Annotated in this window: 22 protein-coding genes; 14 read left to right on the top strand and 8 right to left on the bottom strand. The window is 66.4% G+C overall.

From position 1 onward, the window contains the following. Positions 1-56 precede the first annotated feature (56 nt). The 6 genes from AAHB16_RS04585 to AAHB16_RS04560 all read left to right on the top strand — a co-directional run bounded on the left by AAHB16_RS04585 (position 57) and on the right by AAHB16_RS04560 (position 6001). On the top strand, positions 57-1565 hold the full coding sequence (locus AAHB16_RS04585) for a DHA2 family efflux MFS transporter permease subunit (RefSeq protein ID WP_411859894.1): 1509 nt from the start codon (positions 57-59) through the stop codon (positions 1563-1565). A gap of 99 nt (positions 1566-1664) precedes the next feature. Continuing rightward, positions 1665-2141 (top strand): winged helix-turn-helix transcriptional regulator, encoded by a 477-nt coding sequence (locus tag AAHB16_RS04580; RefSeq protein ID WP_446718062.1) that lies wholly within the window; start codon positions 1665-1667, stop codon positions 2139-2141. A gap of 95 nt (positions 2142-2236) precedes the next feature. Beyond that, on the top strand, positions 2237-2674 hold the full coding sequence (locus tag AAHB16_RS04575; RefSeq protein WP_150374586.1) for a short-chain fatty acid transporter: 438 nt from the start codon (positions 2237-2239) through the stop codon (positions 2672-2674). Between the two features lie 40 nt (positions 2675-2714). Further along, a complete protein-coding gene (locus tag AAHB16_RS04570; protein ID WP_342050220.1) occupies positions 2715-3605 on the top strand; it encodes a LysR family transcriptional regulator in 891 nt (296 codons plus the stop codon). Between the two features lie 183 nt (positions 3606-3788). Next, complete coding sequence (locus AAHB16_RS04565) at positions 3789-5153, top strand: MFS transporter (protein WP_150374584.1); 1365 nt, start codon at positions 3789-3791, stop codon at positions 5151-5153. A gap of 137 nt (positions 5154-5290) precedes the next feature. Beyond that, the gene (locus AAHB16_RS04560) at positions 5291-6001 is read left to right on the top strand and encodes a BON domain-containing protein (RefSeq protein ID WP_342050219.1); all 711 of its coding nucleotides are present in this window, start codon (positions 5291-5293) and stop codon (positions 5999-6001) included. A gap of 75 nt (positions 6002-6076) precedes the next feature. Here the strand turns inward: AAHB16_RS04560 and AAHB16_RS04555 are convergent, their stop codons facing one another. Beyond that, a complete protein-coding gene (locus tag AAHB16_RS04555) occupies positions 6077-6382 on the bottom strand; it encodes a hypothetical protein (RefSeq protein ID WP_150374583.1) in 306 nt (101 codons plus the stop codon). 195 nt (positions 6383-6577) lie between these two features. Between AAHB16_RS04555 and AAHB16_RS04550 the strand changes: the two genes are divergently transcribed. Continuing rightward, the gene (locus AAHB16_RS04550) at positions 6578-7090 is read left to right on the top strand and encodes a malto-oligosyltrehalose synthase (protein WP_342050218.1); all 513 of its coding nucleotides are present in this window, start codon (positions 6578-6580) and stop codon (positions 7088-7090) included. A 28-nt stretch (positions 7091-7118) separates the two neighbouring features. Here AAHB16_RS04550 and AAHB16_RS04545 read toward each other — a convergent pair whose 3' ends face one another. From AAHB16_RS04545 to AAHB16_RS04535, 3 genes are all read right to left on the bottom strand, one after another. Beyond that, the gene (locus AAHB16_RS04545) at positions 7119-7643 is read right to left on the bottom strand and encodes a hypothetical protein (protein ID WP_342050217.1); all 525 of its coding nucleotides are present in this window, start codon (positions 7641-7643) and stop codon (positions 7119-7121) included. Between the two features lie 76 nt (positions 7644-7719). Next, positions 7720-8169 carry a host attachment protein gene (locus AAHB16_RS04540; RefSeq protein WP_342050216.1) on the bottom strand — a complete coding sequence of 150 codons (450 nt, stop codon included), beginning with the start codon at positions 8167-8169 and terminating at the stop codon, positions 7720-7722. A gap of 160 nt (positions 8170-8329) precedes the next feature. Then, entirely contained in the window at positions 8330-8674 is a 345-nt protein-coding gene (locus AAHB16_RS04535; protein WP_342050215.1) for a hypothetical protein, read from the bottom strand. A gap of 301 nt (positions 8675-8975) precedes the next feature. Between AAHB16_RS04535 and AAHB16_RS04530 the strand changes: the two genes are divergently transcribed. Together AAHB16_RS04530 and AAHB16_RS04525 are read left to right on the top strand one after the other, a co-directional pair. Beyond that, positions 8976-10469, top strand: coding sequence for a BON domain-containing protein (locus AAHB16_RS04530; protein WP_342050214.1), 1494 nt, complete (start codon positions 8976-8978; stop codon positions 10467-10469). A gap of 118 nt (positions 10470-10587) precedes the next feature. Further along, positions 10588-10842, top strand: a complete 255-nt coding sequence (locus AAHB16_RS04525; protein ID WP_150374579.1) for a hypothetical protein — start codon at positions 10588-10590, stop codon at positions 10840-10842. 42 nt (positions 10843-10884) lie between these two features. Here the strand turns inward: AAHB16_RS04525 and AAHB16_RS04520 are convergent, their stop codons facing one another. Then, the gene (locus AAHB16_RS04520) at positions 10885-11088 is read right to left on the bottom strand and encodes a DUF2188 domain-containing protein (RefSeq protein ID WP_191002364.1); all 204 of its coding nucleotides are present in this window, start codon (positions 11086-11088) and stop codon (positions 10885-10887) included. 162 nt (positions 11089-11250) lie between these two features. Here AAHB16_RS04520 and AAHB16_RS04515 point away from each other — a divergent pair, with 162 nt between their 5' ends. Together AAHB16_RS04515 and AAHB16_RS04510 are read left to right on the top strand one after the other, a co-directional pair. Further along, positions 11251-11727, top strand: coding sequence for an MEKHLA domain-containing protein (locus AAHB16_RS04515; protein WP_150374577.1), 477 nt, complete (start codon positions 11251-11253; stop codon positions 11725-11727). A 150-nt stretch (positions 11728-11877) separates the two neighbouring features. Then, positions 11878-13053 carry a type IV toxin-antitoxin system AbiEi family antitoxin gene (locus AAHB16_RS04510; protein ID WP_342050213.1) on the top strand — a complete coding sequence of 392 codons (1176 nt, stop codon included), beginning with the start codon at positions 11878-11880 and terminating at the stop codon, positions 13051-13053. Positions 13054-13063: 10 nt separating this feature from the next. Here AAHB16_RS04510 and mdeB read toward each other — a convergent pair whose 3' ends face one another. After that, on the bottom strand, positions 13064-15727 hold the full coding sequence (gene mdeB / locus AAHB16_RS04505) for an alpha-ketoglutarate dehydrogenase (RefSeq protein WP_342050212.1): 2664 nt from the start codon (positions 15725-15727) through the stop codon (positions 13064-13066). 120 nt (positions 15728-15847) lie between these two features. Then, a complete protein-coding gene (locus AAHB16_RS04500) occupies positions 15848-16279 on the bottom strand; it encodes a RidA family protein (protein WP_342050211.1) in 432 nt (143 codons plus the stop codon). A gap of 137 nt (positions 16280-16416) precedes the next feature. Here AAHB16_RS04500 and soxR point away from each other — a divergent pair, with 137 nt between their 5' ends. Together soxR and serA are read left to right on the top strand one after the other, a co-directional pair. Further along, positions 16417-16899, top strand: a complete 483-nt coding sequence (gene soxR / locus AAHB16_RS04495) for a redox-sensitive transcriptional activator SoxR (RefSeq protein ID WP_150374573.1) — start codon at positions 16417-16419, stop codon at positions 16897-16899. A gap of 98 nt (positions 16900-16997) precedes the next feature. Then, positions 16998-18200, top strand: coding sequence for a phosphoglycerate dehydrogenase (gene serA, locus AAHB16_RS04490; RefSeq protein WP_342050210.1), 1203 nt, complete (start codon positions 16998-17000; stop codon positions 18198-18200). A gap of 6 nt (positions 18201-18206) precedes the next feature. On the opposite strand, the gene AAHB16_RS04485 is transcribed toward serA, so the two are convergent. Then, positions 18207-19607: an aminotransferase-like domain-containing protein gene (locus AAHB16_RS04485; protein ID WP_342050209.1), complete on the bottom strand. Its 1401-nt coding sequence runs from the start codon at positions 19605-19607 to the stop codon at positions 18207-18209. Positions 19608-20013: 406 nt separating this feature from the next. Here AAHB16_RS04485 and AAHB16_RS04480 point away from each other — a divergent pair, with 406 nt between their 5' ends. Then, positions 20014-20496 carry an MSMEG_0572/Sll0783 family nitrogen starvation response protein gene (locus AAHB16_RS04480; protein WP_109584112.1) on the top strand — a complete coding sequence of 161 codons (483 nt, stop codon included), beginning with the start codon at positions 20014-20016 and terminating at the stop codon, positions 20494-20496. Positions 20497-20515: the final 19 nt, after the last annotated feature.

The following is a 20515-nucleotide window of genomic DNA, read 5'->3' as shown; positions in this document are numbered from 1 at the left end:
AGATCGTCCCGGCCAGCGAGCTTTCCACGGGCGCCAAGATCTTCGCGTTCGCGACGATGTGCGTGGGCATGTTCATCGCGCTGCTGGACATCCAGATCGTCTCGGCATCGCTGCGCGATATCGGCGGTGGACTCTCGGCCGGTACCGACGAAACGGTCTGGGTGCAGACCGCCTATCTGATTGCCGAGATCGTCGTCATCCCGCTCTCGGGCTGGCTCGCCCGCGTGATGTCGACACGGTGGCTGTTTGCCGCGTCCGCGGCAGGTTTCACGGTCGCTTCGATGCTGTGCGGCCTTGCGTGGAATATCCAGAGCATGATCGCGTTCCGCGCGCTGCAGGGCTTTCTCGGCGGCTCGATGATCCCGATGGTGTTCACCACCGCGTTCGTCTTTTTCGCGGGGCCGCAGCGCGTGATCGCGGCCGCCACGGTAGGCGGCCTCTCGTCGCTCGCGCCTACGCTGGGCCCGACCGTCGGGGGCTGGATCACCGACAACTTCTCGTGGCACTGGCTGTTCTTCATCAACCTGATTCCCGGCATCTTCGTGGCCGTCGCGGTGCCGATGTTCGTCAAGATCGACAAGCCCGACCTCAAGCTGCTGCGCGGCGCCGACTACCTCGGCATGATCCTGCTCGCCGCGTTTCTCGGCTGCCTCGAATACACGCTGGAAGAGGGGCCACGGTGGGACTGGTTCGGCGACGACACGATTCTCGCCACGGCGTGGATCGCCGGTATCTCGGGGGTGGCCTTCCTGTGGCGCTCGCTGTCCTATGCGAACCCCGTCGTCGATCTGCGCGCATTGAAGGAGCGGACGTTCGCGATCGGCTGTCTGCTGTCGTTCATCACGGGCATCGGCATCTTCGCGACGATCTATCTGACGCCGCTGTTCCTGGGCCGTGTGCGCGGCTTCAGCGCGCTGGAGATCGGCCTCGCGGTGTTTTCCACGGGGCTGTTCCAGGTCGCGTCCATTCCGCTGTACACGTACCTGGGCAATCGCGTCGATCTGCGCATCCTGCTCGTGGTGGGGCTGAGCCTGTTCGGGCTGTCGATGTGGTGCTTCACGCCGATCACGCATGACTGGGGCTGGCAAGAGTTGCTGCTGCCGCAGGCACTGCGCGGCGCGGCGCAGCAGTTCGCGGTGGCACCGATCGTCACCCTGACGCTGGGCAGCCTGCCGCAGGAGCGGCTCAAGCTCGCGTCGGGGCTGTTCAACCTGATGCGTAACCTCGGTGGCGCCATCGGCATTGCGGCCTGCGCGACGATCATCAACGACCGCACGAACCTCCATTATTTCCGGCTGGCCGAGCACCTCAACAGCACCAACGAGGCGATGACGGGCCTGGTGGATAGCGTGGCGCGCAATTTCGTCGCGGCGGGCTACGATGCCGTCGCCGCGCAGGCAGCGGCATGGAAGCAACTGGCCGCGCTCACGCTGCGCGAGGCGCTGACGCAGACCTTCAGCGACGCCTTTTTCGTGATCATGATCGGCTTCGCGCTGGCGCTGCTGGTCGTGCCGTTCATGAAGAAAGTCGTACCGCCGAAGATGCCATCCGCCGATGCGCATTGACGAGGCAGGTATCATCGGGGGATAACTTTTCGATTGGCGCGCGTCGTTCGTGACGCGCAGGGGAGCGCAAACATCATGCAACGCAAGACATTCCGAAATATGCAATGTCCCATTGCCCGCAGTCTCGAGCGTGTGGGCGAGTGGTGGAGCATTCTGATCCTGCGCGACGCGTTCTACGGCACGACGCGCTTCGACGAATTCCAGCGCAATCTCGATATCGCGCCGAACATGCTCACACGCCGCCTCAACGCGCTGGTGGAAGAAGGGCTGCTCGAGAAGCGCCAATACTCGGAGCGTCCGCCGCGCTACGAGTACGTGCTGACGCAATGCGGGCGCGACTTCCGTCCCGTGCTGCTCGCGATGCTCGCATGGGGTAACCGGTATTTCGCGCCCGAAGGCGTGAGTGTGCAGCTCGTGGATCGCGAGACCGGGCAGGCCGTCGATCCGGTGCTCGTCGATGCGGCGAGTGGCGAGCAGCTCAAGATGGGCCGTCACGTGGTGGCGGCGGGCCCTGCCGCGAGCGAGCGCACGCGCGCGCGCATTGCGTCCGCGGCCACGCATATGACGGGCACCTGAACGCATTGCGAACGGGCGTCAGGTTGCTCCAAAGGCATTTCTGGCATAGAGTCGATGGGTCGGGCGACTTACGTCCACGATCCTGGAACGACCAGATGTCTCGCTACCTTAAGTCTCAAAGCCTGAGGACCCTGGCCGCAACGCTGACGCTGTCGACGCTCGCCGCCTGTACCTCCACGCCGTTCTTCGACACCCCGGCGCCCGCGCAGCCGCAGCGGCTGCCTGCGCCATCGACCACCACCATCACGCCGCCGCCGGGCAGCGCCGGCCTGAGCCGCGCCACGCTCGAGGCCGCCGGCAACGCGTGCGAGAAGGTCGTCGCCAGCGCCGTCAAGACACGCTATCCGCAACCGGGCAGCGTGATGATGATGCCGGACCGCGAGCGCATCTATCAGCAGTCCGCCACGCAGGCGGGCGTCAACGGCGAGGGCACGTTCGAGCCCGATGCGAGCGACGAGGCCATGTCGTTCCGCTACACCTGCCTCTACAACATTCGCACCAACCGCGTCGACGACGTGCAGATGCGGTACTGATGCACGCCGTGGCGTAAGGCATCGAAAGGCTTCACACGGCATGGACCGAATCGACACCATGCGGGTGTTCGTGCGCATCGTCGAGCGCGGCAGCTTTACCGCGGCCGCGCAGGACCTCGACCTGCCACGGTCGACCGTCACCGATGCCATCAAGCAGCTGGAGGCGCGCCTCGGCGTTCGCCTGCTGCAGCGGACCACGCGGCATGTCAGTGCCACGCTCGACGGCGAAGCCTATTTCCAGCGCTGCCGCCGCCTGCTTGCCGATTTCGAGGAGGCCGAGTCCAGCTTCGCGGGCGCAACGCCGAAGGGCGTGCTCCGTGTGGACGTGCATGGCCAGCTCGCGCGGCATTTCCTGCTGCCGGGTCTGCCGGCTTTTCTGGAACGCTTTCCGGGCATCGAACTGCAGCTGAGCGAGGGCGACCGCCTCGTCGATCTCGTGCGCGAGGGGATCGACTGCGTGGTGCGCGCGGGCACGCCGCAGGACAGCGACATGATTGCGCGGCGCGTGGCACAGCTGGAGCAGGTGACATGTGCCTCGCCCGACTACGTGGCGCGCTTCGGCTTGCCGACATCGCTCGACGCGCTCGAGGCGCATCGCATGGTCGGGTTCCGGTCGAGCCTGACCGGCGGGGTGCTGCCGCTCGAGTTCACGGAGAACGGGCAGGTGCGGGAGCTGATGCTGCCCGCGCCGGTATCGATGAGCGGGTCGGATACCGTTGCCGCCGCATGCCGTCTTGGGCTCGGCATGATTCAGGTGCCGCGCTATCGCGTCGCGGCCGAACTGGCGCAGGGTGGACTCGTGGAGCTGCTGCCGCAGTGCCCGCCGCCGCTGATGCCGGTCTCCTTGCTCTACCCGCGCAGCCGCCAGCTGTCGCCGCGCGTGCGGGTGTTTATGGACTGGGTTTCGCGGGAGTTCGCGGAAAAAGCGTGAGGTTTGGGTCACGGGTAGGGATCACCCTGCAAGGCGGCGGTTTTTCACGTATTGTTCGGTTTTGGGAATCGTTGACCCGACAACGGATTTCCGTGCCCATCACCGCCTACGCCTCCTGAAATCGTGCAGACGACCGCCAGCCCGCCCCCCAGCACCCCCGCGCCCACGCCCGAAGACAAGCCGATGACCGCGCGCGAGAAGCGCGGCATGGCGGCCATCATGATCGCGGTCTCGCTGGCCACGCTCGATACCGCCATCGCCAACACCGCGCTGCCTGCGATTGCGGCCGATATCCATGCCACGCCCGCGGCGTCGGTGTGGATCATCAACGCCTACCAGCTCGCCATGGTCGCGACGCTGCTGCCGTTCGCCGCGCTGGGCGGCAAGGTCGGCCATCGGCGCGTGTATCTTGCCGGCCTCGTGGTGTTCATCCTCTCCTCCGTGGTATGCGCGATGGCATGGTCGCTGCCGTCGCTTGCCGCGGCGCGCGTGCTCCAGGGCATCGGCGCGGCGGCGGTCATGAGTGTGAATGCGGCGCTGATCGGCGCCATTTTTCCGCCGCATCGCATGGGACGCGGACTTGGGCTCAATGCCCTGGTGGTAGGCGTGTCGTTCGCGGTCGGACCGACGGTCGCGTCCATCATTCTGTCGATGGGCCCGTGGCAATGGCTGTTCGCGGTCAACCTGCCGATCGGCCTGCTCGCGATGAGCATCGCCTGGAAGTCGCTGCCGCAGACGCCGCGCAGCACGCATGGCTTCGATCCGGTCGCGGCCATTCTCAATGTCATCACGTTCGCCTCGCTGATCTTCGCGCTTGGCGAGGGCGTGCAGCGCGCGCCGACGGAACACGTGGCCATCGCGGCCGCGGTGTTCGTGGTGGCGCTGTTGCTGATGCTGCGCCGCGAGCGCGGCCATCCGGCACCGATGCTGCCCGTCGATCTGTTCAAGCGCCGCATGTTCGCGCTCTCCACGCTGACGGCCATCTGCTCGTTTGCGGCGCAGGGTCTCGCGTTCGTCTCGCTGCCGTTCTACTTCGAGCATGTACTGGGCCGCAACCCCGTGGAAACCGGCTTCCTGATGACACCGTGGTCGGCCGTGGTCGCGCTGATGGCGCCGATCGCGGGCCGCATGTCCGACAAATATCCGCCCGGGCTGCTCGGCGGCGTGGGCCTGGCCGTCATGTGCGCGGGCATGGCCTCGCTGGCGATGATGCCGGCCGATGCCAGCGCGCTCGATATCGGCATTCGCATGTCGATCTGCGGCGCCGGCTTCGGGTTCTTCCAGTCGCCGAACCTCAAGGCGCTGATGTCGAGCGCGCCGCGCGAGCGCGCGGGTGGCGCCAGCGGCGTGATCGCGACCGCGCGTCTGCTCGGCCAGGCGACGGGCGCGGGTCTCGTGGCGCTGTCGTTCGGTATCGCGGGCGATCATGGCCCGACCCTCGCGCTGGCACTGGGCGCGGGCTTTGCCGGCGTTGCGGCGATCGCCAGCGGTTTGCGGCTGATCACGGACGAGGGCGAGGGCGGCGCGGTGCAGACCGCAAGCAAGTAGCGTCACGCGTTTGCACGCAACCTGTGTAGAAACTGCATGCGTCCCGGTGGCGCATGCGCCGCCGCGAATAGCGTGGCGCGCCGGTACGAAACTTGCCGTTCATGACTGTTCATCCCGCTAACAGGAGGAGCAGATCCATGAACCGATCGAACCCAAACCGTGACCGATACGGTAACCATCGCGAGAGCTTCGACAGCGTCGGCGATCGCGAACGCCAGCGTTACGAAGCCACTGCCCAGCGTCGCGGGGGCACGGTGTATTACCCGGGACGCCACGAAGACGAATACCCGCGGCAACAGTCTCCGCAGGGGCGCGGCTATGTCAGTGCCTACAGCAACGGCTACGAGGACGGCTATCACGCGGGCACGCGCTCGCAGGGCGACATGCGTCGTACGGCGCCCGGTGCCGCCGGCAGCGGCGGCCGCCAGGAGTGGGAACTCGGCTATGCGTCGCGACAGTATGCAAGCCGTGCGGACGCAGGCCCCGCCGATTATCGTCGCGACACACGCGACACACGCGACACATGTGAGGACGAGGAAGCGGCACGCAGCCAGTATGCGGGGCCCACGCTGGGTCGCGCGGGCATGCGGCGTGTGGGACCCAAGAATTACGTGCGCAGCGACGATCGCCTGCGCGAAGCCGTTTGCGAACGGCTCGCCCACCGCGATCACCTCGATGTGAGTGAGGTCACGGTGGAGGTCCAGTCCGGTGTGGTCACGCTCGAGGGGCACGTCACCGACCGCCGCATGAAGTACGAGATCGAGGACATCGTCGATGACACCTTCGGCGTGTCGGACGTCGTCAATCGGCTGCATGTGCGGCCATATGGTGTGCTGGCCTCGGAATAGGGCTGCCCCACACACGGCGTTGGTACAGTCGTTCGCAGGCGGCCCTCACCGGAGAGCCGTTTTGTCTTTGCGCGTTTATTCGTCGTCGGGGTCCAGGTCGGGGCGCGGCGGTCTCTCCATGCGTTTGTCGGTCTGATCGGCGCGGTCCGCCGGCGTATCGGCGGGCATCGCCTCGGCGGCGCGCTGCACGTCCGCGAAGATCTCGTCTTCGGGGTTGTCCTGCTCGACGGGATCGTGGTTCTCGCGATCGATCTCGTCGAGTTCATCCTCGAGGTCGAACGCGTCGGTATCCAGGCGCGGGTCGAGCGTGCTCGGGATGCTTTCCGGATCGCTGGCTCCGGTATCGTCGGTGGCGGGATCGTGACGTCGATGCTTGCTCATGGCGCTCTCCTTTGTCGCTGCTGTCGTGGATCTGAGGACGACGCGGCAAGTTGCATGCCACGCGGAATGGCGGGTCTTCCTCATCCAAGATAGACCGCGGTACGCCGATCAGGGTTTCCACTTAAGCGCAATGGGGCCTATGATCGATTCGAGGGATCGAACCAGGCGAAGCGAACGAGGCGAAGGAGCGGCGCGATGAATCTGTCCAGTATCTTCGTCACGTTATGCCTCGCGTCGTCGGTGGCGGTGTCCTCCACGCCCGTGGAGAAGCAGCCGCTGTCGATCAGCCCACGCGACTTTGTCCAGCAGTTCAACGCGATTGCGCAAAAGGATGGCGCGGGCCTCAATCTGCCCGAGTTCCGGATGAAGGCGGGCTGGCATCGCGCGATGCCGAGCAGGGGCGTATCGGTGCTGGTGCGCGCCGCGGACACCGGTCATGCGCTCGACGAGATCGTCGTGGTGTGTCAGGCCGTGGAGCATTGCCTGGAGACGATTTCCACGACCGCGCGTGCCGTTGACGAATCGGCGGATCCCGATCTGCTCCAGCATTTCATCGCGGCGCGCATCGCCGCGCAACTCACCGACGTGGCGCTGGTGATGTCGGGGCTCGTCTACGCCGTGGTCGCGCCCACCGATGAAGACTTCGTGGCGCTCGTCATCCGGCCGTATCAGCCCCAGATGGAACTGACCGCCCAGCGTCAGGCGTGACCGCAGCGAACGTGACCGTAGCGAACGGCTAGCGGTGCGTAAGTTCGGGTGACGGGGCGCCGCGACGGGCGTTGCTGCCAGACTGACCCGTGGAAGCCGTGGAAGGGCCTGACGAACGTGCCGCTTTGAACTCCGCCACGCGCGTCTCCAGCAGCCGCTGCAGTTCCGTTGCGCTGCGATAGTAGTGGGCCAGCAGCAATCGCAACTCGGGGTCGGGCAGCGGCTCGCGCAGCACGCTGCCATAAGCGGCCGCCGCGCGTCCTACCTGTTGGGCCGCATGACGTAGCCGCGCAAGTTCGCTGTTGTCGGCGGGCGGTGTCAGCGCGACATCGCGTCGGCGTGGCGACGGCTCGTCTTCCGTGGGCGTCGCGTCGCGATACGCGCAGGCACGCGTGGCGAGCTCTCCGGCCGCGCATCGCTGCATATTGGCGCGGTGCGCGAGCACGGCGCGCGCCTGCGGATCCGATGCCGCGGCCGCCGCCGCGGAGAGCGCCTCCGCGCAGGCCTGTGCATGACGGCTCAATCGCGTCAGCGAGTGACTCAATGCGTCCATGAGGGTCTCCGGATTCGCGAACTTTAAATGTAGGTGACAAAGATCGCCTGCCTGTCGCGGCAGACGATCTTTTTATTTATTTCAGATATTCGCCAAGGCGAGAGCGAATGTCTTCGTTGGTGAAGTGCACGAAGTCCTTGTCCAGCTCCGCCTGCACGATGTCGGTGGCGGACTTGGGCAATGCCTTGCGCAGCAGGCCCAGAAAGCGGGGCGGCGCGACGATGACCAGCGCATCCATGCGTCCCTGTTGCCGTGCCTTGCCCAGAACATCGGCCACACGCCGCGCGAACACTTCGGCGTGCTGATGCATCTGGTCGTCGCTCGCGGAGGCCGTGGCGCCGGCGGGCGCGCTGCCTTGTCCCCCGCCCGCGGCACGTCGTCCCACCGCATCGCGGCGCATTTCGGCGCCATCGGCGTGGGCATCGGGATCGGTCAGTTCTTCCACCGGTTCGAGCGTTCTGGACTTTCCGTACGCGAGGATGCGTGCGATGGCCTCGTCTGCGACGAGGACCCAGGTTGTCTTCATATCGTCTCCATGGGGTGGGCATCGATGTGTGTGGAGCAATTCGTGTGCCGTGTGCCCGCGGCGAGACATGCCAGACGAAAAAAAGCCCGCGCGGGGCGGGCCAGGGAGCGGCACATGAAGATGCCGACGCTACGGGGGTGATGGTGTCGCTTGCTCGTCCTTACTTGTTCTTCGGTGCCGGATCGGGCGAATCGCCCTTGGGACCCGACGGCGCATCGGCGGTGGAATAGGCCGGTGCGTCCTGCTGACGAGGCTTCTTGGCGCGATCGCCCGTATTTTTGGACTTGCCTTGGGTATCGCGCTGTTGCTGCTGCATGGTCATGTTCGTCGAGTCGTTCTGGTTGCCCGGAATGCCGGCGTTGGTGCCGCGGTTGGCGGCCGGCCCTTCCACCGGCGGGTTGCTCGGCATCGGGGAAGTCCGCGAGGGGGGCTGCTGCTGTGCAAGAGCCGGCAGGCAGAACAGGGCGCTGACGGCCAGAGCCGTGGTGGCGAGCGTACGTTTCATGGTGATCTCCTCATTTCGTTGAACATGCGTGCTGGCAGTGATTCCACGATATGCGCCACACCCATGAGCGATCACGAGGGCGATGCCTGAAACGCATGTAGGACGCTGACTACAGGTGTGCGCGCGGCGTGCAAGGCATGCAGGTTTTATATGGAGATGTAAAAACGCGGGGGGCAGCGGAGGGAAAAGGGGGCGCGTTTGAGGACGCTACGACGCGTGGGGAACGCCGAGGCGTGGGGTATGGAACTTGCGTTCGCTACCGGGACGGATGTTCCGACCGACGTCACCACCGGAGACTCTTATGAACCAAGGTAACAACCGCGGTAGTGGATACGGCAGCGATCGCGATGACGATCGCAACACCAACGAATCGTCGCGCGAGGGCCGCCAACAACAGTCGCCCCAACAAGGCGGCAGCAGCGCGTGGCAACGGCAGCAACAGCAGGATAGCGGCGGATGGCTATCGCAGAGCCAGCCCGGTAGCGGCAGCGACTGGCAGGGCGGTTCGCGTCAGCAGGGCTCGGGGTCTGACTGGGACACGGGCCAGCGCGAGGATACCGGTGCACGTTACGGCAACGAGCTCGAACATGCATACGGCGAGCGCACGGGCTACGGCGGCGATGCGCGCCGCATGGAGCAGAATCGCCGCGGCACGCAGGGTTATGGCGAAGGCCGCTACGGCCAGTACGACGAAGCGCAGGGCCGCGGTGAGCGCGGCGAGCGTGGGGAAGACGGGCGCCAGCGTTGGGGCGAGTGGCATCAGGGCGAAGACCAGCGCCAGCGCTATGCGAGCTCGTCGGGCCATAGCGGCGGCCAGGGCAGCGAATGGAGCAGCCAGCGCGGCAGCCTGCGGGACGAATGGGGTCAGGGTCGCGAAGCGTGGAATGAGGGCGGCCAGCGCACGAGTGGCCGTGGCATGGAAGGCCAGCGAGGCCGGCAAGGCGGATGGGAAAGCGGGCAAGGGGGTCAGTGGCCGGAGCGTAACCGTGGCGAGTCGCCCGATATGCGCACCCACTATCGTGGCGGGTACGGTGTCAGCGATTACGGTAGCGACTATGGTAGCGACTATGGCAGCAGTTTCGAGCAGGACCGCACGTGGGGCACGGGCGGACAGCGCGGCCAGCAGCGCACGGGTCAGGGGTACGGACGCGGCTACGGGCAGGGCTACGGCAGCGAAAGCCGGCGCAGCGCCTATGGCCGTGGCTCGGGCGGCGGCACCAGCGGTGGCTACAGTGGCGGCTACCGCGGCGATTACGGCCGCGACGACGATCGCGCCTACGAGCAGTTCACGGGCGCCAACGAACGCAGCGGAATGAATCGCGGTTATGGAGGCGCTGGTGGCTCGGCCGTGGCGCGTGCGCAGCGCGTGCCACCGAAGGGCTATCAACGCTCCGACGAACGCGTGCGCGAGGATCTCTGCGAACGGCTCACGCATAGCAGCCGCCTCGACGTCCACGACGTGGAGGTCAATGTTTCGAGCGGTGTCGTGACGCTGACGGGCACCGTGCCGGACCGCAACCAGAAGTACCGCATCGAGGATATCGCCGACGATGTGTTCGGCGTCAAGGACGTGCAGAACCTGTTGCGCGTGCAGCGCGAAGAGGGCGGTCAGCGCGGGCAGGTGCAGCCGCAGGGCCAGAGCCGCGTCAGCGGTGTCAGCAGTTCGGGCAGCGCGACGGGCACGACGGCCAGCAGCTATGGCGGCGGGGTCGAGGCTGGCACGAGCAGCGGCAAGCCTGCGGCCGGTACCGATCCCCACCAGGGCACGACGACCCCGACAAAGTCGGCGACCTGAGTGGCGACCCGAGTGGCGACCCGAGTGGCTACCTGAGCCTTGCGATCCCTCCCGGCTTCGGCACGGGATGGGGTCGTGCTTTCTCCATCGATACAACACCAACCATCAGGGAGACGTCATGCCTTTCGCATACGCAGGTACCCGCAGGCGCCGCAATCGCGATCGACGGCGCGCGCACGATGACCTTCAGAACGGATCGGCGGAGGGATCGCCAAACGCTTCGAGCGCGGCCAGCGAGCGGCAGCGGGAGGGGCACGGCGAAATCAAGGAGAACCGTTCGAAGGGCGAGATAACGCCCGGTGTCGGCGAGCGCGACCTGCGGGATCCGGGAAGCCGGGATCCCGATGCGCCGCCGGTGGAGAACAATTCGTAAGGGGAACAGGGGCGATCACGCGAGCGCGTGCGCCCGGTTTCGTCATGCGGCCGCGAGCGTCGGGTCCGGCACCGCGCCGTCGTCGTCGGCTTCGACGGTGAGTTCCACCTTGAGGCGCTCGGCGGCGGCGGTTCCGACGCGAATGGCCTCCTCGCGCGATTTGTGACGGCTGATTGCCCGGGGCACGCCGTCCACGCGCAAATCCCAGTAGCCGTCATTGAAGACGACCTGATAGTTCCTGGCCATAGTTCCGCTCCTTTCTTCTGGGGGCCGCCTCATTGGGGGCCATAACGGATTTTTAGGCAAGGCACGGTGGTCTTGGGATCGGCGTTTGTCTGACAGTGGCGTCAGTGTGGCGCGCTTGCGCGGATTTGTTATGGTATGGGCTTCCGTTGCGAGCCTTATCCCATGTCTTCGTCGTCCCTTCCGCTTTACCAGAACCTCGATTTCCACCGTCTGCTGACCGAAAGCTACGCGCGCCTGCTGGGCAAGCCCCTGGTGCCGGTCCATCTGAACGCGGCCGAAGCCGCGGCGTGGCTCTATGCCGAGGCGCCGTTTGGCATTCTGGCCCACAACACGGCGCCCGATCCGGTCTTCCTGTACGGCAACCGTGCCGCGCAGGAACGTTTCGGCTACGACTGGGACGAGCTTACCCGGCTGCCGTCGCGGCTGTCGGCCGAAGCGCCCAATCGCGAGGAGCGGCAGCGGTTTCTCGAACGCGTGCAGGCGCTCGGGTATGAGGCCGGCTACAAGGGGGTGCGGATTACCAAGGCGGGCAAGCGCTTTATGATCGAGGAGGCCACGCTCTGGCAATTGGTCGATGCCGACGGTCAGGTCCATGGTCAGGCCGTGATTATTCCGCGTACGTCGGAAATCGACGAGTAAGCGCCGGTCTGGCGGGTCCGGAAATGTCTCCCAGCCTCGACTCGTTCAGGAATTTTCGTTGTTCATGAAACATGAACACGCGTAAATGTTGAACACTGAGACGGTTTGAGCCATGATTTCCGGCAGGCGACAGAGTCTGCTGGAGCAACCATGGAGCAGAACACAGGCGACATCGATTGGGTGGAGGCGGCGCTGGCCGCGCTGTACCGGATGACGGGCATCCAGGGCCGTGTCCGGCGGATTCGCCGTGCGAGCCGCGGCGAGGGTGCGGAGTCGGTTGCTTCGGCCGCCGCGGTGGGGCTGCGGCACGGCGACGTGTCGCTTCGACTGGCCGTCGTGTGCCGGCGCGCAGTGCGCACGTCGGCCGATCTGTCGGTCGTGCACGCGCAACTCGTGGGCCATCGGGGTACGGGCACCGGCCACGATGCCGGCCTGCTCATCACCACCTATCTGACGCCGGCACTCGCCGGGCAATGCCGGGAAATGGGGCTTCAGTTCATCGATACGGCTGGCAATGCGTATCTCGATGCCGCCGGGATGTTCGTGTTCGTCTGCGGGCAGACGCCGCCGGGCAGTCTGGTGCGCCCGCCGATACGGACCACGGGGAATCCCAGTTCCCAGCGCATGGTCTTCGCGTTGCTGTGCCGGCCGGCGCTGCTGCAGGCGACGTATCGCGAGATTGCACATCTGAGCGGGATTGCGCTCGGTTCCGTCGGGGCCGTGTTCAACGGGCTGGCCGCGCGCGGGTGGCTGCTAGAGACGCGCACGGAAGCGAACCCGGAGGGGGCCGAGGCCCGCCCGGAGGCGCGTACGGAGGCGCGTACGGAGGCGCATACCGAGGAGAAACGCCGGCTGACGGCGCCGGACCGGCTGCTGGACGAATGGGTGGCCAATTATCCGACCATCCTGCGTCCGAGGCTGCAGCCGCGGCGTTTTGCGGCGCCTGGGGACGACTGGTGGCGGGCACTGCGGCCGGAGGAGCTCGCGGCGCTGGACGCGTGCTGGGGCGGGGAGGTGGCCGCGCTGGCCATGGGGGCCGCGGCCGATCTGGCCGGAGCGCCGCAGACGATCTATATGGCGCCCGCGCGCATGGGGCAGGGGATCCAGACGCTCGCGTCGCGGTATCGGCTCAAGCCGCAACCGAACGGGCCCATCGAGATCCTCGAAGCGTTCTGGGATCCATCGATCGAGGATCCCGCACGGCCGGGGCTTGCGCCGCCTGTGCTGGTCTATGCCGACCTGATGGCGTCGCTGCAGCCACGGAATCTCGACGTGGCCGCGGAGCTGCGCAAGACCGTCATCCGCGACGCGCTCGATCGGTTTTGACCGATCCCGCTCAGCGCTCCCATGCCGCGGCCATGTCGGCGCGCAGCCCGTATTGCTCGAGCGCGCGCGCATGCAGTGCCGGGTCGATCGACTGCAATGCGCTCGCCACGATATGGTGGCGATCGATCCCGAAGAATCGCCGCAGCGCGCCGCGCGTGTCGCTGCGCCCAAAGCCGTCCGTGCCGAGCGCGATATAGCGCGCGGACACATACGGCGCGATCAGTTGCGCGTAGGCCCGCACATAGTCCGTGGCCGCCACGACCGGTGCATCGCCGTCGAGGCATTGCGCCACATGGCTGCGCGCATCGGCCTTGCCCCCAAACAGCTGCTGCCGCTCACATTCGCGCGCATCGCGCGCAAGCTCGGGAAAGCTCGTCACACTCCAGATCTCGCTGCGCACGTTCCAGTCCCTGGCCAGCAACTCCGCCGCGGCGATGACCTCGCGCAGGATCGGGCCCGACCCAAGCAGCCGCACGCGCGCGCGGTCGCCCGTATCGGTACCGCGCTCGCCAAAGCGATACATGCCGCGAATCACGTCGCCGTGCGCCGAAGCGGGCAGCGGCGCCTGCGCATAGTTTTCGTTGTTGACCGTGATGTAGTAGAACTCGTCGCGCTGTTCGTCGAGCATCGCCCGTGCGCCATGATCGATGATCACGGCCGCCTCGCTGATAAAGGCCGGATCGTAGGCACGGCAGTTCGGCACCGTGGCCGCCACCAGCTGGCTCGTGCCATCCTGATGCTGGAGCCCCTCGCCGGAGAGCGTGGTCCGGCCCGCGGTCGCGCCGATCAGGAACCCGCGCGCGCGCTGGTCGGCAGCCGCCCAGATCATGTCGCCCACGCGCTGGAAGCCGAACATCGAGTAATAGATGTAGAACGGCAGCATCGGCTCGCCGTTCACGCTATAGGACGTGGCAGCCGCGGTCCATGACGCCATGGCACCGGCTTCGGTAATGCCTTCCTCGAGCAACTGGCCGTCGCGGCATTCCTTGTAATACAGCATCGAACCCGCGTCCTCGGGCTCGTAAAGCTGGCCCAGCGGCGAATAGATACCGATCTGGCGGAACAGGTTGGCCATCCCGAACGTACGCGCCTCGTCGGCGACGATCGGCACCACGCGCGGGCCCACCGTGCGGTCCTTGATCAGGTTCGTGAACAGCCGCACCACACCGGTCGTCGTCGAGACCTCGCGATCGTCGGGTTCGAGCGCAAAGCGCCCATACTGCTCGAGCGGCGGCACCGCGAGCTTCGGCGCCGTGGTTGCGCGGCGCGGCAGATACCCGCCCAGCGCGGCGCGGCGCTCGCGCAGATAGATCATCTCGGGGCTGTCTTCGGCCGGCTTGTAGAACGACATCGATTCCAGCGCGGCATCGTCGATCGGCAGCGAGAAACGCTGGCGGAACGCGCGCAGCGCGTCGATATCGAGCTTCTTCTGCTGGTGCGCGGTCATGCGGGACTCGCCCGCATCGCCCATGCCATACCCCTTCTTGGTCTTGGCAAGGATGACCGTGGGCCGGTCCGGATGCTCGGCGGCCGCCTGGAATGCGGCATGCAGCTTGCGGAAGTCGTGGCCGCCACGGCGCAGGCCGTCGATATCGGCCGCGCTCATGCCCGCGACAAGGGCCTTGAGCTCGGGATCCTGATGGAAGAAGCGCGACAGGTTGTAGTCGCCATCCTTCGCACCGAGCGTCTGATACTCGCCATCGACCATCGCCGCGAACCGCTTGAGCAACGCGTGATGCTTGTCACGCGCGAACAGCGCGTCCCACTCGGAACCCCAGATGACCTTGACGACGTTCCATCCGGCGCCCGAGAAGAACGCCTCCAGTTCGTTGATGACCTGGCCATTGCCGCGCACGGGGCCATCGAGCCGTTGCAGGTTGCAGTTGATGACGAACGTGAGGTTGTCGAGCTTTTCGCGCGCGGCCAGCGACAGCGCGGCCAGCGACTCGGGTTCGTCCATCTCGCCGTCGCCGAACACGCCCCAGACGCGCCGGCCCGCGGTCTGCGCGAGGCCGCGATGCTCGAGGTAGCGCAGGAAGCGCGCCTGGTAGATCGCGCTGATCGGGCCGATGCCCATCGAGCCCGTCGGAAACTGCCAGAACTCCGGCATCAGCCAGGGATGCGGATAGGAGCACAGGCCACCGCCATCGACCTCCTGCCGGTAGCGGCCGAGCTGGTCCTCGGTCAGGCGGCCTTCGAGAAACGCGCGCGCATAGACGCCGGGCGCCGAATGCGGCTGGAAGAACACGAGGTCGCCTTTGCGGTCGGCGCTATCCGCGCGGAAGAAATGGTGAAAGCCGACTTCGAAGATCTCCGCCGCCGACGCATAGCTGGCCAGATGGCCACCGAGCTCGCCGTACGCCTTGTTCGCGCGCACGACCATGGCCAGCGCGTTCCAGCGCAGGATCGCGGTCAGGCGCTCCTCGATCGCGCGGTTGCCGGGATACGGGGGCTGCGCGTGGGCGGCGATGGTGTTCTGGTACGCGGAGTAGGGGTGCGGGCGCTTGCCGAGCCCGAGGTGGCTCGCATGCTCGCCGAGCTTTTCCAGCAGATAGTCCGCGCGTTGCGGACCGGCATGATCCACGACGCCGCTGAGCGCGTCGGTCCACTCGCGGGTTTCCTGCGGATCGATATCGTCAAGCTTCAGCAGCCCGAACTGGTCGGCATGGCCCATGCCTGTCTCCTGTTTTCGAATGCATTGGTCGTGCAGACGATTCTAGGCAAGCATGGCCGGCAGAAACTGCCGCTTTAGTCTGGGACGTTACCTGTTTCCAGCATATCGTGCCGGAAAACCTCAAACTGGCAGCACGGCGGTGGCTTCGATCTCGAAAAGCATGCCGTCGAGTGCCAGTCGCGGCACCGGTATCAGCGTGCAGGCGGGCGCCGGCCAGTCCCCGAGCAGTGCCTGCCAGGCGGCGCTGAAGATCTGCAGGCGCGCCATCGAATGGTCGACGATCAGCACCGTGATCTTGGTCACGTCGGCGATATCGGCGTCCGCGGCTTGCAGCGCGTGGCGCAGGTTGCGGAGGGCCCGATCGACCTGCGTGGCGAAGTCCAGCGACAGGGTGCCATCGGTATCCTCGCCACCCTGGCCCGCCACCTGCACGATGCGGGCGGGCGTGTGGGTAACCACGACGTGCGTGTAGCCATTGGGGCGCGGATCGTACAGCTCGGGCGGATTGATAAAGTCGATGAAGGCCGGGGGCAGCGGCGTGAATGCGTTCATGACGGGTTCCGGGAGCGACCGGACGTTGACGATGACGCCGCAGTATCGAACCTCGAGTGCACTTGAGGTCAAGCGGCGTGATGGCCTAGGATAGTGGCCTTGTCTTCGTGACCTTGTCTTCGTGAGGGCGGATAGCCATGGCGCCAAAGCCGAAAACCCAGACTGCCGAGCGCAAGCTTCGCGCACGCGACCCGCTGACCGTGGGCGAGGTCGCCACGCGCAGCGGCATTGCCGTGTCCGCGCTGCATTTCTACGAATCGAAGGGGTTGATCGCCAGCACGCGCAGTGCCGGAAATCAGCGCCGGTATGCGCGCGGGATACTGCGCCGGCTGGCCGTGATTCGTGTCGCCCAACGCATGGGCGTCCCGCTGGCCGTCATCGCGCAGGCGCTTGACCAGTTGCCCAAGGACAAGGCGCCGACGGTCGCGGACTGGCGGCGGCTGTCGGCCGCGTGGCGGGACGACCTCGATGCGCGAATTCGGACGCTGACCATGCTGCGCGATCAACTGGACGGATGCATCGGCTGCGGATGCCTGTCGCTGCGCGCGTGTCCGCTGCGGAATCCGCAGGACATCATGGCCGCGGAGGGGCCCGGAGCGCATGTGGGGGCGGGGCAGTGAAACAAGGGTTTGCCATGCCCCTGTCACCAGCACGGATACCGGTCGGTGGTATGTTCTGTCAGGCGCCCCTCTCCTGATACATAGATTCCCGGAATACCATGACCAGCGCCCTGCTTCTCGAAAACATCCATGCCAGCGCGCAACAAGCGCTGGCACAAGCCCAGCTCACCGTTGCCACCCAGCCCAAGGCGCTGGCCGGCGACGCGCTCCATGACGCCCTGCAGCGGCACGAGCTGCTGGGCATCCGCTCGGCGACGCACCTGACCGCCGATACGTTCGCCCATGCGCGCCATCTGCTGTCGGTCGGCTGTTTCTGCATCGGCACGTCGCAGGTCGATCTGCCGGCCGCCGCGCATGCGGGCATCCCCGTGTTCAACGCGCCGTTCTCGAACACGCGCTCGGTGGCGGAACTCGTGATCGGCCAGACCATCATGCTGATGCGCCGGATTCCCGAGAAGAGCCGTGCCGCCCACCGTGGCGAATGGCAGAAGAGCGCCAAGGGCTCGTTCGAGATCCGCGGCAAGACGCTCGCGGTGATCGGTTACGGCAATATCGGCGCCCAGGTGGGCATTCTGGCGGAAGCCATGGGTATGCGCGTCGTGTTCTACGACATCCGTCCGCGTTTGTCGCTGGGCTCGGCCGTGCCCGCGCCGTCGCTGGCCGACGCGCTCGCGCAGGCGGACGTCGTGACGCTGCACGTCCCGGCCACGCCGCAGACGAAGCTGCTGATCGACCGCGCGGCCATCGTGGGCATGCGCCGCGGCAGCATCCTGATCAATGCGTCGCGCGGTTCGGTGGTCGATATCGAGGCGCTGGCCGCCGCGCTGGACGAAGGCCATATCGGCGGCGCGGCCATCGACGTGTTTCCGGAAGAGCCGCGCAGCAATGCCGATGCGTTCGTGTCGCCGCTGCAGGACAAGCCGAACGTCATCCTGACGCCGCACGTCGGCGGCAGCACGGAAGAGGCGCAGGAGAATATCGGCGTGGAGGTGGCGACCAAGCTCATCGGTTTCCTGCAGACGGGTGCCACGGTCGGCGCGGTGAACCTGCCGCAGATCCAGCCCGCGCCGTTGCAGGCGCCGGCGCGCATCCTGAACATCCATTACAACCGCCCGGGCGCGCTATCGCACTTCAACCAGGCGGTGGCCGATATCGGCGCCAATATCGTCGCGCAGCAGTTGCAGACCGAAGGCGATATCGGCTATGCGATCACCGATATCAATATCGTGCCGCCGACGGGATGGGTAAAGTCGCTGATGGAGGATCCCACGGTCATCCGCACGCGGACGATCGTGGCCTGAGCGGTTTTACAGCATCGCCGTATGGAGATGATGCGGATCGTCGAGCGTATCGACGACGATCTGCAGACACTCCTCCATTTCCTCGAGATCGTTCGGACCGCCCAGGCAGATACGCACCGCATCGGGCGGATTGCCGTCCGTGGAAAATGCCGCGCTCGACACCACGCCGATGCCGCGCGAGCGCAGGTGCAGGGCGAGTTCCGACGGGCGCCAGCCCGATGCCGCCGGAATCGGCAGCCACAGGTGGAAGCCTTCGGGGTCCGCATCGTAGGCATGCCCGGCCCCGGCCGTCAGGACATCGCGCGCCACGGCCTGGCGCGCGACGCTTTCCGCGCGAATCGCCGCGATCATGTCCGAAGCCGTTCCGTCCTGAATCCATGAGGTGGTCAGCAGCGTATTGAACGGGCTGGCCATGACCGTCGTCGCGCGCAGCGTGCCCGCGAGCCGCTGTGCCTGCCGCGGCGTGGGCGCCGACAGGAACGCGATACGCAGCCCTGCGCCGAACGTCTTCGACATCCCCGTGACGTAGTACGTGAGTTCGGGCGCGAGCCGCGCCATCGGGTCCGGCGCCTCGCGCGGCAGCATGCCGTAGGCATCGTCCTCGATGATCGGCACGTTGTAGCGCAGCGCGATATCGGCGAGGATCTCGCGCCGCCCCTGCGGCATCGTGCGCGTGCTCGGGTTCTGCAGCGTCGGATTGATATAGAACGCGCTGGGCAGCTGCGTGCGGCACAGTGCCTCGAATGCGGGGCCGAGCGGGCCTTCCTCGTCCGAGGGCAGCGCCTGCAACTGCACGCCCAGTTGCGCGGCAATGGCCTTGATGCCCGGATAGGCCAGCGTATCGAGGCAGATGGTCTGTCCCGGACGCGCCAGTTGCGAAACCAGCGCCACCAGCGCGCTGTGGATGCCCGGGCAGATCAGCACCGTGTCCGGCCGGCAGTCGGGCAGCCGCTGCCGCAGCCATGCCGTCGCGATCGACCGATCGGCGGGCGTGCCGCCAAAGTCCTGATAGCGGAGCAATGTGTACGGATCGGCGTCGCCGAGAATGCGCGCCGCCGCCTCGCGCAGGCGCGCGGTCATGCTGGCCGGCTCGGGCGGCATGTTCATGCTCATCTCCGCGCCCGTGCCGGCCTGCAACGGCAGCGCGGGCGCGCGTCCGCGCACGAAGGTACCGCTGCCGGCCTTGGCATCGATCAGCCCGCGCTTGCGCGCTTCGGCATACCCGCGCGCCACCGTCGTGTAGTTGAGCCGCAGCGCGTCGGCCAGGTCACGCAGCGCGGGCAGCCGGTCCCGCGCGCGCAGACGACCGCTGGCCAGATCCTCTTCGATCATGTCCGGGATCATCAGATAGGCGGGCTTTTCGCTCTCCGCCAGACGCTTGAGCCAGTGATTGGCAAGACTCGACACGATGCACTCCGCAACAGGATGAATGCGATCGGGGCGTGCAGGTTTCGTGCCTGCATTTATCGCAAGCGATCGGCCGATCAAAGCCGATTGATCGCATCTTTATCGGCTCGATGATGGTGCGCGCGTGCTGCGCGCGGCGTCCGGCATGCCCTGTCCCTGCGCACCGCGTCCACGTTGGTGCGCGCGGGTTTCGGGCCGTTTTGTGCCGGGATGTATGGACCATGTCGGCACCATTCCGCCACATGAAAAATCACCGATGCGATCAATCCCGCGCGATGCGGAAGATCGGCTCTTGATCGCATGTCCGGGACTCGAAGATGGCACGCGCGTTGCGAAATGGCATGGCGTCGGCACCGCTAGCCGATCGTTATCCGACCTAATCCGCCACCCATCAGAGGAGAGCACCATGCCCGCAGTCAGCGCCCCGCTTCACAAGAAAGGCGACTACTTTGTCGATTACGAAGAGAAGGTCTTCGAGGACGTGAAGGCAGAGCCGGGCCAGAAGGCGCTCGTCACGTTCCACACGGTCGCGTTCGAAGGCTCGATCGGCTTCGTGAACATGCTTCAGGCGACGCGCCTGCAACGCAAGGGTTTCGAGACCTCCATCCTGCTGTATGGCCCGGGCGTCACGCTCGGCGTGCAGCGCGGCTTTCCGACGCTCGGCGACGAAGCGTTTCCGGGCCATCTGAACTTCAACAACCAGCTGACCAAGTTCATGGCCGAGGGCGGCAAGGTGTACGCATGCCGCTTTGCACTGCAGGCGCTGTATGGCCACGGCGAACCGTCGCTGATCGAAGGCATCCGTGCGATCAATCCGCTCGACGTGCTGGACCTGAAGCTGCTGCACGTGCGCGACAACGCCGTGATCATCGACACCTGGACCGTTTGATACCGATCCGATCGCACGA

Origin of the sequence: Cupriavidus sp. OTU4054 (genome assembly GCF_038440175.1) — a bacterium.
Lineage (GTDB): Bacteria > Pseudomonadota > Gammaproteobacteria > Burkholderiales > Burkholderiaceae > Cupriavidus > Cupriavidus pauculus_D.
The sequence above is the reverse complement of the archived record's forward strand: the minus strand, read 5'-3'. Positions and strand labels throughout refer to the sequence as shown.

What these genes read in the sequence shown, in the direction of transcription:
- AAHB16_RS04510 (WP_342050213.1), top strand. Translation starts at nt 11,878, where the DNA reads ATGGAGCAGAACACAGGCGACATCGATTGGGTGGAGGCGGCGCTGGCC.
- AAHB16_RS04550 (WP_342050218.1), top strand. Translation starts at nt 6,578, where the DNA reads ATGAATCTGTCCAGTATCTTCGTCACGTTATGCCTCGCGTCGTCGGTG.
- AAHB16_RS04540 (WP_342050216.1), bottom strand. Translation starts at nt 8,169, where the DNA reads ATGAAGACAACCTGGGTCCTCGTCGCAGACGAGGCCATCGCACGCATC.
- AAHB16_RS04515 (WP_150374577.1), top strand. Translation starts at nt 11,251, where the DNA reads ATGTCTTCGTCGTCCCTTCCGCTTTACCAGAACCTCGATTTCCACCGT.
- AAHB16_RS04530 (WP_342050214.1), top strand. Translation starts at nt 8,976, where the DNA reads ATGAACCAAGGTAACAACCGCGGTAGTGGATACGGCAGCGATCGCGAT.
- AAHB16_RS04500 (WP_342050211.1), bottom strand. Translation starts at nt 16,279, where the DNA reads ATGAACGCATTCACGCCGCTGCCCCCGGCCTTCATCGACTTTATCAAT.
- mdeB (WP_342050212.1), bottom strand. Translation starts at nt 15,727, where the DNA reads ATGGGCCATGCCGACCAGTTCGGGCTGCTGAAGCTTGACGATATCGAT.
- AAHB16_RS04520 (WP_191002364.1), bottom strand. Translation starts at nt 11,088, where the DNA reads ATGGCCAGGAACTATCAGGTCGTCTTCAATGACGGCTACTGGGATTTG.
- serA (WP_342050210.1), top strand. Translation starts at nt 16,998, where the DNA reads ATGACCAGCGCCCTGCTTCTCGAAAACATCCATGCCAGCGCGCAACAA.
- AAHB16_RS04575 (WP_150374586.1), top strand. Translation starts at nt 2,237, where the DNA reads ATGTCTCGCTACCTTAAGTCTCAAAGCCTGAGGACCCTGGCCGCAACG.
- AAHB16_RS04560 (WP_342050219.1), top strand. Translation starts at nt 5,291, where the DNA reads ATGAACCGATCGAACCCAAACCGTGACCGATACGGTAACCATCGCGAG.
- AAHB16_RS04525 (WP_150374579.1), top strand. Translation starts at nt 10,588, where the DNA reads ATGCCTTTCGCATACGCAGGTACCCGCAGGCGCCGCAATCGCGATCGA.
- AAHB16_RS04480 (WP_109584112.1), top strand. Translation starts at nt 20,014, where the DNA reads ATGCCCGCAGTCAGCGCCCCGCTTCACAAGAAAGGCGACTACTTTGTC.
- AAHB16_RS04555 (WP_150374583.1), bottom strand. Translation starts at nt 6,382, where the DNA reads ATGAGCAAGCATCGACGTCACGATCCCGCCACCGACGATACCGGAGCC.
- soxR (WP_150374573.1), top strand. Translation starts at nt 16,417, where the DNA reads ATGGCGCCAAAGCCGAAAACCCAGACTGCCGAGCGCAAGCTTCGCGCA.
- AAHB16_RS04535 (WP_342050215.1), bottom strand. Translation starts at nt 8,674, where the DNA reads ATGAAACGTACGCTCGCCACCACGGCTCTGGCCGTCAGCGCCCTGTTC.
- AAHB16_RS04580 (WP_446718062.1), top strand. Translation starts at nt 1,665, where the DNA reads ATGCAATGTCCCATTGCCCGCAGTCTCGAGCGTGTGGGCGAGTGGTGG.
- AAHB16_RS04545 (WP_342050217.1), bottom strand. Translation starts at nt 7,643, where the DNA reads ATGGACGCATTGAGTCACTCGCTGACGCGATTGAGCCGTCATGCACAG.
- AAHB16_RS04565 (WP_150374584.1), top strand. Translation starts at nt 3,789, where the DNA reads ATGACCGCGCGCGAGAAGCGCGGCATGGCGGCCATCATGATCGCGGTC.
- AAHB16_RS04570 (WP_342050220.1), top strand. Translation starts at nt 2,715, where the DNA reads ATGGACCGAATCGACACCATGCGGGTGTTCGTGCGCATCGTCGAGCGC.
- AAHB16_RS04585 (WP_411859894.1), top strand. Translation starts at nt 57, where the DNA reads ATGTGCGTGGGCATGTTCATCGCGCTGCTGGACATCCAGATCGTCTCG.